The sequence below is a fragment of the Planktothrix rubescens CCAP 1459/22 genome (assembly GCA_904830895.1).
In the GTDB taxonomy this organism is placed as follows: Bacteria; Cyanobacteriota; Cyanobacteriia; order Cyanobacteriales; family Microcoleaceae; genus Planktothrix; species Planktothrix agardhii.
Genome location: LR882958.1, coordinates 1679813 through 1694638, shown reverse-complemented (window position 1 = coordinate 1694638; position 14826 = coordinate 1679813). Strand labels below are relative to the sequence as shown.

General features: G+C 37.7%; 12 protein-coding genes. 6 read left to right on the top strand and 6 right to left on the bottom strand.

Going from position 1 to position 14826, the window contains the following annotated elements:
- The first annotated feature begins 107 nt into the window (after positions 1-107).
- Both NMG86_RS07880 and NMG86_RS07875 read left to right on the top strand, forming a co-directional pair.
- Positions 108-1595, top strand: coding sequence for an AAA family ATPase (locus NMG86_RS07880; protein ID WP_026787450.1), 1488 nt, complete (start codon positions 108-110; stop codon positions 1593-1595).
- On the top strand, positions 1595-2287 hold the full coding sequence (locus NMG86_RS07875) for a Rho termination factor N-terminal domain-containing protein (RefSeq protein WP_051319728.1): 693 nt from the start codon (positions 1595-1597) through the stop codon (positions 2285-2287). Before NMG86_RS07880 ends, NMG86_RS07875 begins: the two co-directional genes overlap by 1 nt.
- Positions 2288-2353: 66 nt before the next feature.
- Here NMG86_RS07875 and NMG86_RS07870 read toward each other — a convergent pair whose 3' ends face one another.
- The 3 genes from NMG86_RS07870 to NMG86_RS07860 are packed head-to-tail and all read right to left on the bottom strand — an operon-like array spanning position 2354 to position 6030.
- Positions 2354-2788: an META domain-containing protein gene (locus NMG86_RS07870; RefSeq protein ID WP_081694462.1), complete on the bottom strand. Its 435-nt coding sequence runs from the start codon at positions 2786-2788 to the stop codon at positions 2354-2356.
- A gap of 9 nt (positions 2789-2797) precedes the next feature.
- Complete coding sequence (locus NMG86_RS07865; RefSeq protein ID WP_043938777.1) at positions 2798-4453, bottom strand: ABC transporter substrate-binding protein; 1656 nt, start codon at positions 4451-4453, stop codon at positions 2798-2800.
- A gap of 56 nt (positions 4454-4509) precedes the next feature.
- The gene (locus tag NMG86_RS07860; protein WP_026797387.1) at positions 4510-6030 is read right to left on the bottom strand and encodes an efflux RND transporter periplasmic adaptor subunit; all 1521 of its coding nucleotides are present in this window, start codon (positions 6028-6030) and stop codon (positions 4510-4512) included.
- Positions 6031-6304: 274 nt separating this feature from the next.
- On the opposite strand from NMG86_RS07860, the gene NMG86_RS07855 reads away from it, so the two are divergent.
- The 3 genes from NMG86_RS07855 to NMG86_RS07845 all read left to right on the top strand — a co-directional run bounded on the left by NMG86_RS07855 (position 6305) and on the right by NMG86_RS07845 (position 9583).
- Positions 6305-6706 (top strand): response regulator, encoded by a 402-nt coding sequence (locus tag NMG86_RS07855; protein WP_026787454.1) that lies wholly within the window; start codon positions 6305-6307, stop codon positions 6704-6706.
- A gap of 106 nt (positions 6707-6812) precedes the next feature.
- Positions 6813-8048: a PAS domain-containing protein gene (locus tag NMG86_RS07850; RefSeq protein WP_026797386.1), complete on the top strand. Its 1236-nt coding sequence runs from the start codon at positions 6813-6815 to the stop codon at positions 8046-8048.
- The gene (locus NMG86_RS07845; protein ID WP_052338670.1) at positions 8024-9583 is read left to right on the top strand and encodes a sensor histidine kinase; all 1560 of its coding nucleotides are present in this window, start codon (positions 8024-8026) and stop codon (positions 9581-9583) included. Before NMG86_RS07850 ends, NMG86_RS07845 begins: the two co-directional genes overlap by 25 nt.
- Before the next feature lie 62 nt (positions 9584-9645).
- Here the strand turns inward: NMG86_RS07845 and NMG86_RS07840 are convergent, their stop codons facing one another.
- From NMG86_RS07840 to NMG86_RS07830, 3 genes are all read right to left on the bottom strand, one after another.
- Positions 9646-10353, bottom strand: coding sequence for a sirohydrochlorin chelatase (locus tag NMG86_RS07840; protein ID WP_026797385.1), 708 nt, complete (start codon positions 10351-10353; stop codon positions 9646-9648).
- Positions 10354-10501: 148 nt separating this feature from the next.
- Positions 10502-10693, bottom strand: coding sequence for a hypothetical protein (locus NMG86_RS07835; protein ID WP_026797383.1), 192 nt, complete (start codon positions 10691-10693; stop codon positions 10502-10504).
- 212 nt (positions 10694-10905) lie between these two features.
- Entirely contained in the window at positions 10906-11826 is a 921-nt protein-coding gene (locus tag NMG86_RS07830) for a histone deacetylase family protein (RefSeq protein ID WP_026797382.1), read from the bottom strand.
- Positions 11827-12006: 180 nt separating this feature from the next.
- On the opposite strand from NMG86_RS07830, the gene gyrA reads away from it, so the two are divergent.
- Positions 12007-14784: a DNA topoisomerase (ATP-hydrolyzing) subunit A gene (gene gyrA, locus NMG86_RS07825; protein ID WP_081694461.1), complete on the top strand. Its 2778-nt coding sequence runs from the start codon at positions 12007-12009 to the stop codon at positions 14782-14784.
- Positions 14785-14826: the final 42 nt, after the last annotated feature.

The window sequence follows — 14826 nt, the reverse complement described above, 5'->3', positions numbered from 1 at the left end:
TCCTAAAGGACTCACTACTTTTTAGTAGTAAGTCCTTTAGGACTCTCTATATTTTACTCCTGAAGGACTCACTACTAACTTATTAGGAATAGAGGAAAAAGACAGTTTTGATCTTCAATTCTGATCAATGTCGCAATGAAAGCGAGGTAGAAAGTAAACTGATTGTCAGTTATTTACTACCGGAGTTGGGCTATACTCCCGATACTTGGCATCAAGAGATCACCTTTGGTAATATTCGCTTAGATTTCCTATCTTTTGCTGTTCAAGTTATCCCATTTACCCTCAATGCAGATTCTCCTTTAAGTTTAGTTTTAGAGGCAAAAAACCCTAAACAAAATTTAGATCGGCATATTCGGAAACTGAAACGCTATCTAACAAGTTTAAATGTTAGATATGGTTTATTGACTAACGGGAAAGAATTAAGAATCTATGCCAGATCGACCGACGAAGTTAAATTAGTTTTTCAATGTCAAGGCAATGAAATTCAGGCAAGAATAGAAGAAATTAAAGGATTAGTAAGCCGAGATAGCTTACAATATAGACAATCCCAAGGTATTATATCTATTTCTGATGATAATTCCGAACCTAATTCTCATCCAGAAGTTGCTATTTTTCCTGAAAGTAATCAACAAAATATAGAAAATATTCCTGAGTCTCAACTCACTGAGAATCAGAGTCAACCCCTTGAAATTATCCCTTGTGAAACGGAGAATCAAGCCTCGATGAAAATTATTGCTGTTTATCATAATAAAGGCGGCGTTGGCAAAACAACTACTGTTGTTAATCTCGCCGCAGCTTTAAGTAAAAAAGGTTATCGAGTTCTGATTATTGATCTTGATAGTCAAGCGAATACAACTTTTGCCACAGGATTGATTAAATTTCAATTTGAAGAAGATGATAATATCAGAGAACGCTATATTTATCATTTAATTAAGTCAGGAGATTTTGATTTTATTCCCGATTTAGTTAGAAAGTCGGTGGATTTTAATCATCCTGAAATTGATGTCATTCCCTCTCATATTGAATTGTTACAACGTCAGGATGAACTCAAAAATTTTCCTGCGAGTCTATTTCGCTTAATTAACAAACTTAAACAAGTTGAAGGAGATTATGATATTGTAATTATAGATACTCCTCCTTCTCGAGATCTATATGCAAAAATAGCATTAATTGCGGCTAATTATTTAATTATTCCGTCCGATTTAAAACCTTTTGCTAATCAAGGTTTAACCAATGTTAAACAATCAGTCAAAGACGTTAACGAATTTCGCGCCTCCTCTGGACAACTCCCCTTAAAAATTATGGGTGTGCTTCCCTGTAAAATCTCTACAAATGCCCAATATCAAAAATATGTTTTACCGCGTCAAATGGTTGTTATTCCCCATAAATACGAACTACCTTTGATGGATAGTGTGATTTTTGAACGGACTGCATTAGCTCAATGTTTAAATGAAACCATCACCGTAGGAGATTTAGAAATCCCTAATCCCCAGTCTATTTTTAAATATGAAGAAACTCATGCAAACGCAGGTCAATCGGCGGCTGAGTTTGAGTCTTTAGCAGAAGAAGTCTTAAGTAAAATGGCAATTAACTAATGATTAAATTTTATTTCGTTGACGTAAAAGCTATTCAATCTAATGTTCCTCGCTCTAATTTTTCTGAGGAACAAATTGAACAATTAGCAGATATGATCTTAGAGTCTGAAGGCGTTTTAAACGTTATTTTATTAACTCAAACTGGAATTAATAGTTACAACGTTTTAGTCGGAGATTTAGAATATTATGCAGCAGTCAGAGCTAAAGAAAAGAATCCTAGACAGGGTGAAATGATTAATGCTGTTATTGTACAACCCTCAAATCAGGACACTTTATTAAAGCAGGCTGATTTTTTAAAGAATCGTTCATTTCCTGTTCAACAAGAAGAAGTCAAAGTTATAGATGAAACATCCTTAGAATCACGATCAGAAAAACAACTTTATGAACTCAGAGAATTACATAATCGAGATCATAGAGAAACAAATGATAAATTAGAAAGGTTATTTCAAATCATAGCTTCTAGTGATTCAGAAATTAATAATCGATTACAACAGCTTGAAAAGACTGTTAAGGATTTAATGGCTATTGTTAATGAACTAGGTAAAAAGCCCACTGACACGGAGACTATTAGGGAGCAAGACTATAGTAATATGACTGTAGCTCAACTCAAAAAAATTGCGAAAGAACTAAATATCAAAGGATATTCAAAGATGAAGAAAGCTCAACTAATTGCTATTCTACCCCAAGATTAATTTCCATAAAAAGTAGTGAGTCCTTTAGGACTCAAATATAGAGAGTCCTAAAGGACTTACTACGGGTTATTCGGGTTGATTTGGGGTAAATATCATTACCCCAGATCCTTGATTTGTTTTATAGTTAATTTGTAGTTTACCTTCAGAATTAATCTGAAAAGTTTGAGTTTTTTCTAAAGCTGAGAGAAATTGATCTTCTTGCTTCATAATTTCTTCTGGACAAGCCATTTGAGTTCTCCCGGCTACACCAAATTTTAATTGTTCATCCTCAAGGGTGTAGGATGCAAAGTAACGGTTACAACTCGATGAACCACTAATTTGATTATTTTCAAATTGTAGGGTGATTTCCGTTTCATCTAGGGGCGTTTGGGTGGATTTTTCATTCCCCCAGGATATTAATTTCCAGGAGGTTCCACTGAGAGCATCAGAAGCCATAGAGGGGTTAATCATAGACAGAATGGATAGACTAGCAACGGATAGGGATAGGAGTAGTTTTTTCATAGGGTCGGTTTATTTTTTAATTGTCCAAAAGGGTAACTGTTGAGTTAATTGTAACCGAATATTGTCAATTCCGTTTTTAGCAAAAACATAGGTTTTATCTTGCCAAAGGGGGATATAAGGCACATCTTCGGCGAGAAGTTCTTGAATTTCCTGAAAGATTAATTTGCGAGTTTCTGGGTTTTGTTCTTGTCGCTGTTGGGCAATTAATTGGTTCATGCGATCGCTATAATAGAAAGAACCCTGATATTGACTAGAACCCTTGACACATCCAGTTTCAACTGAACCTTTACTACATTCTAAAAAAGGTTGAATATAGTTATCAGCATCGAGAAAATCTGCATACCAATCTAACACAAAAGTTGGATAAATTCCCTCCTCTAAATATTTAAAGGCTGTAGTCGATTCTACACTATTGAGTTGTAATTTTAGTAACCCGCCTAAATCCCTATCTGCTAAGGCTTTTAAGGTTAATCCTAAAAACCCTTTATTAGAGGAATTAGACGCATACCAAAGCTCAACGATGGCCGGATTTTCTGGCGTATATCCAGCTTGGGTTAAAAGTTGTTTGGCTTTTTCAATATTACCATCACCGTACTTTAAATAAAAGGTGGGTTTATAATCGCTAAAGGTGGTAGGAATTAAACTAAATAGTTTTTCTCCTTGATTTTGTAATACCCGTTCATTAATAATAGAACGATTGATTAAAGCGGCTAGGGCTTGTCTAACTTCTATCCGATTTAAGGGTTCGGATTTAACATTAATTAGTAGATAATTAATCGTATTTCCATTAGCAGAAATCATTTGCCAATTCCCGGCTTCGGCTCCTTTTTGTAAACTCGAAATTTGATCGGGATTTAAGGATAAATAGGCAATATCAACCGCACTACTTCTAAAGGCATTAAATAAATTAGAGGAACTAGAAAAACGTTGAATATCAATACCTGTATTAGCAGGTTTTTCGCCCCAATATTGGTCAAAAGCATCTAAGCGAATTACATCTATCCCTAAAGATTTTAATTTATAAGGCCCAGTTCCGACAAATTCATTGGGTTTAAATTTCCCTTCTCCAATTTCATAAAATTGGGGAGAAACCGCCGTAATTCCTGAAAAAGCTAATAGGGAAGGAAAGGCGGCAAAGGGTTTTTTTAGTTTAATTGTTAATTCATAGTCTCCTGTTGCTTGAACAGTATCAATTGTATCTGCTAATAATGAGGAGGGAGACCCAGCATTTTGAATAAATCGTTTAATAGAAAATTCCATCGCGGCGGCATCAAAAGGGGTTTGATCATGAAACAAAACGCCTTTTCTGATCGGAATAGTATAGGTTAATCCATCGGAACTCAGGGTGGGTAAAGCGGTGGCTAATTTAGGGATAAGTTGATTGGTTCCTATTTCATAATCATAGAGGCGATCGCCTAAATTATACAGGATATTTCCTGAAATAACTTCATAGGCATCGGCCGGATCAAGGGTGCGGAGTTTTAAGGTTGTTCCAATAGTAATTCGTCCATTATCCGATGAGGATGGAGAGGAAGAACTAATCCTTTGCTGGGAACTACAACTAACAAGAATTAGACAAAATAAGCAAAATAAACCTATCCATTTAGTCAGAAATTTTCGGGAAAATGGATGCAGATTTTGTAATTGATTCCACAGGTTTACCATCGGTTAAAAATATTAAGGATAAATCTAATCTTTGATCATAGCATTTTACAGCCCCATCAGCTTTCTGAATCCGAATTTTTATCTTTTTCTTCCTCAATAATTACCATTCCCGGTTTTAGGGGGATATCGGTTGGAGCAATTACTAAGGTATCACCCACTTTTAAACCGGATTTAATTTCAACTTTAGTTAAATCTTTTAATCCCAGGGTGACGGGTTGTTTTTGAACTTGATTATTTGCGTCTAATTTCCAGACAAAAGATGATTTTCCTTCGGATTGAATTAATTCTGTATTAATCGCAATCACATCTTTTTGTTGTTCTAAAATAATCTCAACACTCACCTGACCCCCTGGAATTAATACCCGGGTTGGTTGATCTAATCTTACTGTAGCAGGAACCGTTGGTTGACCCGATGAACTACCAGATTGACTCTTTTCGGGGGTTGCTTGTAAATTCACCCATTCTACTCGTCCTTGAAAGGGTTTAGAATTAGGGCCGATAATTGTAATTCGTGCGGATTGATTGGGTTTAACTTGAGCAGCATTCAGGGTAGATAACTGAAGTTGAACTAATTCTTGATCGGGATCTCCTATGGTAATTAAATCATCTCCTAGCTTGATACCATCCTTCGGTTTCACATTAATATTTAGCACAACTCCTTCTAAGGGTGAAGTTACTAGATTATTCTTTAACTTTGATTCTTGTTCCTTATATCCTACTTTAAGTTTCTGGAATTCACTTAAACTTTGTTGAAGTTCAGACTGAGCAGTTAGGAGTTCGTTTTTAGCAGTTAAGATATCATTGGTGGGATCTGGGGTTGGGTCAAATTTATTTTTACTGTTTTCTAAGTCAAGAATATTATTTTTTAAGGTTAATTGTTCATTTTTTAAATTTGCTTCTTTTGTCCGAATATCTGCTTTCTTTGGATCTAAGTCCGTTTGTGAAATGAACCCTTTTTCCAAGAGATTATTTGATTTATTTAACTCCGCTTCTGCGACGGTTAAATCTTCTTGCGCTTCAATAACTTTCTGTTGTTGACGTTCCAATTGAGCTTGATTCTTTTGAATTTCAATCCTTTGACTGATTTGTTTGGATTTAACTTGCTGTTGATACTTTTCTAAATCATTTTTATAGGTAATTTTGGCAATTTTTAATTTATTTTGTGCTTCTTCTACTTTTTGGCGATTTCGTTCTATTGCAAGTTCTTGCTTCTGAATCTCTAATTGTTTTTCGCGTAATGAATTTTCTGCTGTTGTAGATCTCAAACTAATTAAATTTTGACCCGCAACAATGGGATCTCCTACCTTAACAAAAACCTGATCAACTGCACTATCCGCCGGAGATTTAATTGTGCGTTGTCCACCTAATGCAACGGTTCCCCCTTCACTAATTTTATTTTCAATCGTTCCTAATTCGACTTTCTGTAACCCAGCGGCAACCGCTTCTGCCTCGTTTTTTTGTAGTTTATAATACAAAGCCACACCCACTAAACTGACTCCAGTAAATAGAGTCGCAATAATTAGCCATTTAACTCCCCGTTGATAGGCTCTTTTTGCTTGGTAATCTAGGCTTGACACAGATTATTAACCTCCTCCTTTAAATCAAAATAGGGGTAATTGTCATTATATCCTAAAAAGGTGACTAAGTTTATCTTAAGTGGACAATCAAATCGTTAATTTCCATTGTGTATTATGAAGATTTATATAGTTTAACAAAATGATCATAACACAGGAAAAAAATGGTTTTAGGTAGGGTATAATTAATTTATGTGCTGGATCAATGCTGCCAAAATAGTTGATTTTAAAAGCCACCTAATATTAACAACTTAGAGAATATAATGGAGAAATCAAGATGTGTGCATTTGTAAAATCCCGGAGTACAGTTCTCGCTGTTGATGATAGCATTCCTGTGCAGACAATGATTAAACGGATTTTGGAAAACCACTATCAGCTAATTTTTGCTAACAATACCAGTGAAGCTTTAACAACACTCCATCAGCAATCGGTTGATTTAATGCTCTTAGATATATCTATGCCGGGAATGGATGGTTTAGAACTATGTCGAGTTTTGCGGGGATTGCCTAATTTTAATCACCTACCTATTGTGATGTTAACCTCACGGAATGCGCCGCATGATCAGGTGGAGGGTCGATTATCGGGGGCAACGGAATATTTGACTAAACCTTTCTCTGAAGAAGAACTGCTTCATACGATTGAAAAAATCTTGAATGGGACAGTCAGTCTAATATCTTAATTCTAATCGACTTTGGCAAAATTTAGACCCGAAAATATAACAATTAAGAGTCAGAAAACCCTAAAAAATGATATAATTTCTTTAGGTTTTCGGATGCGCCTTTAAGATGACAAGCACAATTCCACAGGGTGAGCAGAACCAAGTATATCTGTATCAGATCGCCGATAATTTGCCAGGGGTAATTTATCAATTTTTGCTACACCCTGATGGTTCCCAAGAGTATTTATATATTAGTCCTAGTTGCCGAAGAATTTACGAGCGAGAACCCGATGAAATTCAGCATAATGCCGCTTTAATGTGGGGATTGATGAATGATCGGGATCAACAGGTTTTTACTCAATCCCTTGTAACCTGCGCTCAAAAATTAATTCCTTGGCAACGGCAATGGCAATATCAAACTCCATCGGAAAAAATCAAATATTTATCTGCGATCGCCCAACCTTGTCCTCAACCCAATGGCGATCTAGTTTGGGATGGATTAATTTTAGAAATTCCACCCCAAACCCTCGATAATTCTTGTCGCTGTCACCCTGAAACCTGCGAGATTGAAAGGATTACAACCAATAAAATTGAACAAGTTTTAAGCCGATTTGACTCCTCAGATGACTCAATAGAACCGGAAAAAATAGAAGCAGTTTTAGAAGAAAAAGAAGAATTTTTAAGAAATATTTATAACGGCGTAGAACAGGTTATTTTTATTATTGCGGTTTTTAATGAAAAGAACTTTCGATGTTTGGGTTGGAATCCTAAAACCGAACAAATCACAGGACAAAAATCTACCCAAGTTTATGGAAGAACCTTTACAGAAATTTTTGGTTTAGTGGAAGGGGAAAAAATGCTCCAACATTATCGAGATTGTGTTCAGGCAAAAACCTTAATTCAATATGAAGAAGAAATTTGGTTTGAGGATAAACAAACCTTTTCTTTAACCACCCTCAATCCTATTTCAGATTCCAGTGGGAAAATCTATAGAATTATTGGGACTTCTCTGGATATCACCGCCAGAAAAAATGCAGAAATAGCGTTGCAAAATTCACAAATCCGCTTCCAACAATTAGCAGAAAATGTCCCTGGTGTTACCTATCAATATCATCAATATAATCATCAAGGACGGGGCTGTTTTACCTATTTAAGCCCCAAATGTTTAGAATTAACAGAAATTAGACACGAAGTGATTTTAAAAAATGCTGATTTCTTGTGGAAACTAATTCATCCTGATGATCTGAATAGCTTTGTCGATTCCATGGCTCAAGCTGTAGATACGGGAAAACCTTGGCAACATCAATACCGTTTAATTACTCCTTCGGGCAAAATCAAATGGATTCAAGCCGAGGAAGTTTAGGTAAACAACCGGATGGATCAATTGTTTGGGATGGTTTACTTTTAGATATTAGCGATCGCAAACAAACCGAAGCAGCTTGGCAAAATTCAGAACAACAATTGCGGGAATTAGCCGAACGAGAAAAGATGCAAAACTGCATCGGTAATTTGATTAGAAATTCCCTAGATTGGAATACCATTTTAGAGACAACGGTAGAAGAAATTCGTCAATTATTAGGAGTTGATCGCTGTTATTGTGTCGGATATAACTTAGAATTAAATCCTCCAGAATGGGAAATGCTCAAGGAATCTAAAGCCCCTAATTTAATCAGTATTTCTGAACTATATCCAGGGAATGCCCTCCACCCCATTAGTGAAATTATTTTACAAGAAAAAATTATCCAAATTGATCAGGTAATTACCTATGAAATTCCATCGGTGCGGAATTTTTTAATGGTTTTAGAATTAGAATCCGTTTTGATTTTGCCGATAAAACTTCAATCCGGTGATATTTGGGTTTTAGTCTTAGCCCATTGTCAGGAGCCTCGACCATGGAAACCCCAGGAAGTTGAACTTTTACGCTTTATTATCAATCAGTTAGAAATTGCAATTAATCAATCAAAACTCTATACAAAATCTCAAGAATCTGCTATAATAGCCACAGCAAAAACTCAAGAATTAGAACAAACAGTTTCTAAATTGCAACAAGCTCAAATCCAGTTAGTCCATTCCGAAAAAATGTCAAGTTTAGGACAAATGGTTGCTGGAATTGCCCACGAAATCAATAACCCAGTCAGCTTTATTTTTGGAAATCTTACCTATGCTAAAGAATATCTGGATGATTTATTTTCTGTCATTAGACTCTATCAAAAACACTATCCCCATCCTGACTTAGAAATAGAAGAAAAATTAGAAGATGTCGAACTCGATTTTATTGCAGAAGATCTCCCTCAATTATTGAATTCAATGAAAACTGGGGCGGAGCGAATTAGAGATATTGTTAAATCCTTGAGAATTTTTTCTCGTTTAGATGAATCAGAACTGAAAAATATTGATTTACATGAAAATTTAGATAGTACCTTAATGTTATTGGAAAGTCGCCTCAAAGAACAACCCCATCATCTAGCTATTCAAGTGATTAAACAATATGGAAACTTACCCCCTGTTGAATGCTATGCAGGGGAACTAAATCAAGTTTTTATGAATTTATTGGCGAATGCTATTGACGCCGTGGAACAACGCAATAAACAACGATCATTAAAGGAAATTATTGCCGATCCGGGGATGATTTGGATCACGACCTCATTAACAGATTCCCAGCGCGTACAAATTAGAATTGCTGATAATGGAATTGGGATGTCCGCCGAGATTTTAGCGAAAATTTTTGATCCGTTTTTTACAACTAAAGATGTCGGGTTAGGAACAGGTTTAGGAATGTCTACCAGTTATAAAATTATCGTTGAAACCCATAAAGGTCAATTATCCTGCGTTTCAGAAACTGGGTTGGGGACAGAATGTGTGATTGAAATTCCCAAGTTACAAGCGGGTAATGGGTAATTGGTAAAAGTAGGAATTTTAGGTTAAAAAGATAGTAAAATTTGAGTTATTGTTGTTTGTATTTATAGCAATAAATCCCTAATTAAATTAACTAAATTTTCATCTATTTCTAAAGGTGAAATTAAATCAAATTTAACTGTGGGGAATTGTTCAGAAAACTGTTTAATTGATTGGGCGATCGCATCGCTTATTCCACCGGAAAACATAAAATAAGGAATAATTCCAATTCGGTTAACTCCCGATGCAATCAATACTTGAATTTGAGTTTCTAAATTCGGAGTAACCGACCAATAGGCAGGAATTGCCCCGATTTGAGCCGCTAATTGTTCAATGGGTTGATTTCCCTCCAGATGGCGACTTCCGTGGGCAATTAAAATCCAATTATCTATTTCAACCGTTGCCATTTTTGTGGAGATCAAAGGGGCTAAACGGTTGACTTTAGAACCAAAATAAGGTAATAAATTGAGTTGAATTTCCGAGCCAATTTGTGCTTGAGCGATCGAAATTTCTTCGGGTAAATCCGTGTTAACATGAACACCCGACGAGAGAAATAACGGTAAAATTTGTACTTGAGAATATCCCCAATATTGACTTAACTTGGCAAAATTTTGAATCTGTTGATGTAGAGGAAGGGGAGCTAATTCTAAAGTTGCAGTTCCAACTAAAGAACAGCCTGGAAGTTCCCCTAAATGTTTAGCCAATTGATTTAAGGCTTGTTGGGGACGAGGATCGCGGCTACCATGGGCAACCAGTAGAGATGGGGATAACAAGGGTTAGGATCAATCCTGAATATGCGGTTAACGATTGATATTGTATCGAAAATTGATCAACTTCAACAAATTTGGGAATAGAAAGCACAAACCAAAATAATTTTTTTAAAAAAAGTTGCTGATCATGTTTTAATTCTAAAACCATCAACTACATATCTACCAACTTCACCCAACCTCTGCGAACATTGTAAAGTAATCGGTTAATAATTGCCTTTTCGTCTTCAGTCAAACTATCTCCTAAAATGGCGGATCTCAGGTTTTGGCGATCGCTACGAGTCACCACACTAGAAAACATAATTTGACCAAAAAGCTCCTCCAGGGGGATCGGGCAGTATGTCATCATAAATCACCTCTACTTAGAATGGCTTGCTCAAAGATAAAAGTCTGTGAGCTTGTATATATTCATTGTGAACTTTTTGTACAGAATATTCAGTGATTCAAAGCTATGTAAATTTGTGATTGATCTGGATAACCGTTGTGATTTGAGTCAATGGGCCGATGAAGTTTGACAGTCCAACCTAGAGGGGGAAAGATTTCCCCCCATTCCCCGTCCTACAAACATTTTTCTAAGGTAGCCACAACTGATTGAGATAAACTCGGCAAATCATAGCCACCTTCGAGTCCAAAGACAATTTTAGACGTCAGTTGTAGACAGTATTCGGTAAAAAGTCCGTAATCTTCTGGTTGTAGGGCAATACTGGCCAAGGGATCATCCGCGTTGGCATCATACCCGGCACTCACAATCAGTAAATCCGGCTGAAACTGACGTAAAAAGGGCATAATATAATCTTCAAAGGCAGGTTTGTATAACCCAATGGTACTACCCGGAGACATAGGAATATTCAGAACATTTTTATGAGATCCCTGCTCATCCACATATCCCGTCCCCGGATAACAGGGAGATTGATGTAAAGAACAGTAAGCAATCCGAGGATTATCTTCCACTAACCCTTGAGTTCCGTTCCCATGATGGACGTCCCAATCTAAAATAGCTACCTTATTAATTCCCGGTTTTTTCAGGGCGTAATAGGCTGCGATCCCCGCATTAGAAAACAAACAAAATCCCATCCCTCGATCTTTTTCCGCATGATGTCCAGGGGGACGAGCTAAAACAAAAGCCGGACGTCCGTTATCCAAGACCCGATCCACCCCATCCAACCAAGCACTCACCGCCAAAAGTGCCACATCATAACTTTCCGCCGACATCGGGGTATCCCCATCTAAATAACCACCCCCCCGATCCGAGATCGCTTTCACCTGCTGAATATAGGTCGGAGTATGTACTTTTTCCAAGAGCTTAATTAAAGAGTCCAGGCGATCGGCCACCGGAGTCGGCTGTTGCCATCGTAACTGTTCTCTCCAAGACACGGATTTTAGAGCATTAACAATCGCCGTTAACCTTTCTGGCCGTTCGGGATGGAATAATCCCGTCTTATGGTTGAGGAATTCATCAGAATAAATAACTGTTAGCATTTGTCAAGAGTTTTTTGCAATTTTAAATCCCAGATTTTACCCCCAAAAAGAAGGCAAATTATGGTAGAATTTTAAGCATTAGTCACTAATTTTATAACCCCTACCGAAAGTAATTTTTTTTCTATTAATATTTTCGGTTAAATGTGACTAATTTTAAATTGTAATGGAGTTTTTGAAGGTATGAGTACCTCTGAGTCGAGAATTGTCCCGACGGATCTGAGAAACGAAATGCAGCAGTCCTACCTAGAATACGCCATGAGCGTAATCGTAGGCCGAGCGCTGCCAGATGCACGGGATGGTTTGAAACCCGTTCACCGTAGGATCTTGTACGCGATGAACGAACTGGGCTTAACACCCGATCGGCCCTTCCGTAAATGCGCCCGTGTGGTGGGGGAGGTACTCGGTAAATATCACCCCCATGGAGATGTGGCCGTTTATGACGCCTTAGTGCGGATGGCACAGGATTTTTCCATGCGATCGCCTTTAATTAACGGTCATGGCAACTTTGGATCGGTGGATAATGATCCTCCGGCGGCTATGCGGTATACGGAATGTCGTCTACAGGCCTTAACCAGTGATTCTCTCCTGCGAGATATTGATTCAGAAACCGTTGCCTTTGGCGATAACTTCGATGGATCTCAACAGGAACCCTTAGTTTTACCCGCACGAATTCCCCAATTACTATTAAATGGATCATCAGGAATTGCTGTGGGGATGGCGACCAATATTCCCCCCCACAATTTAGGAGAATTAATTGATGGTTTACTGGCATTAATTCATAATCCTGAGATTACTATTGCCGAATTAATGCGCCATATTCCCGGCCCAGATTTTCCTACTGGAGCGCAAATTTTAGGCACATCGGGTATTAAAGAAGCCTATAATGATGGTCGGGGTTCGATTACCATGCGCGGGATTGCTACCATTGAAACCATCGAACATAAAGGTAGACCCGATCGAGAAGCAATTATTGTCACCCAACTACCTTATCAAACCAATAAAGCGGCGATGATTGAACGCATTGCTGAAATGGTTAATGATAAGAAATTAGAGGGAATTTCCGATATTCGTGATGAAAGCGATCGGGATGGAATGCGGATCGTAATTGAACTCAAACGGGATGCTTACCCCAGAGTTATCCTCAATAACCTCTACAAACAAACGCCCCTACAAACCAATTTTGGGGCGAATATGTTAGCCCTAGTTAATGGTCGTCCTGAGATTCTCACCCTCAAACGGTTTTTAGAAGTATTCCTGCATTTTCGGGAACAAACTATCCGCAAACGCACGGAATATGAACTCAGAAAAGCTCAAGAACGGGATCATCTTTTACTGGGATTATTAATTGCCTTAGACAATTTAGATGCAATTATTGCCTTAATTCGTCATGCGGCAGATATTCCCATAGCTAAACAAGAATTAATTACTAACTATGGGTTATCTGAACAACAAGCCGATGCCATCTTACAAATGCAATTGCGACGGCTAACAGCTTTAGAATCCCAAAAAATTGACCAAGAACACCAAGAATTACAAATAAAAATTGCTGATTTAGAGGATATTTTAGCTAGACGAGAACGAATTTTAGTAATCGTTGAAGATGAAGCCCTAGAAATCAAACAAAAGTTTAATACCCCTCGTCGTACTGTGATTGAACATACAGAAGGCGAGTTAGAAGATACCGATTTAATTGCCAATGAAAAAGCCTTAATTCTGTTAACAGAACAGGGCTACATGAAACGAATGCCTGTTAATACTTTTGCTGCCCAAAGTCGAGCCACAAAAGGTAAACAAGGCACAAAAATGAAAGAGGATGATGGAGTTGAACACTTTATTACCTGTTGCGACCATGACACGATTTTATTCTTTAGTAATCGTGGGGTGGTTTATAGTATCAGAGCCTATCAAATCCCGGCTTCATCCCGCACAGCCCGGGGGGTTCCGATCATCCAAATGTTACCCATTCCCAAGGAAGAACGGATCACTTCTATTGTTCATGTTAGCGAATTTAGCGATGATGAATACTTAGTAATGTTAACCAAAGGTGGATTTATTAAGAAAACTCAATTATCCGCCTTTAGTAATATTAGAACTAATGGTTTAATTGCTATTTCCTTAGAAGATGGAGACGAATTACGCTGGGTGAGACGGGCAAAAGTTGACGATGGCATTATTATTGGTTCCCGTCACGGTATGGCAATTCATTTTAAAGCCAATAATAAACAATTGCGACCGTTAGGAAGGGCAACCCGTGGCGTTAAATCCATGAAATTGAAAGGGGATGATACCTTAATCAGTATGGATATTTTGCCCAGTGCAATTATTTCTAATTTCGCTGAAGCGGAGGGAGAAGAAATTGAAACCGATGACGAATTGATGCTCACAACGGTAGTTCCTACCGAGGAAGAAAATGAACTAACCACCGCAGAAACTACCGAAGAAAACGAACTAACAACCGCAGAAACTACCGAAGAAAACGAAACAGAAACCGAAGTAGTAGCGGAGGTCAACTCCCTAGGACTATCGGTTTTAGTCATAACCGCTAGTGGTTATGGAAAAAGGGTTCCAGTGTCTCAATTCCGCTTACAAAATCGGGCTGGAAAAGGGATTATTGCCACCAAGTTTAAACCCCATGCTAAGAAAGATGAAGTAGTGGCTTTAAAAGTCGTGGATGAAACCCATGAATTAATGTTAATTAGCAGTCGAGGGATTATTATTCGTCAAGTCGTGAATGCCATTCCCCTACAATCTCGAAGTGCTACTGGGGTTCGTGTTCAGCGATTATACGAGGAAGATTCCATTGCCGCGGTGGCCATTGTTCCCGCTTCCGGGGAAGAAGACGTGGAAAGTCTATCCAATTCTGGAGAATCTGGAGAATCTGGAGAATCTGGAGAATCTGGAGAATCTGGAGAATCTGGAGAATCTGGAGAATCTGGAGAATCTGGAGAAGAAGAATAAAAAATAACCCCCTTATTAAATGGGGTCGAGGAGATCAAAGTC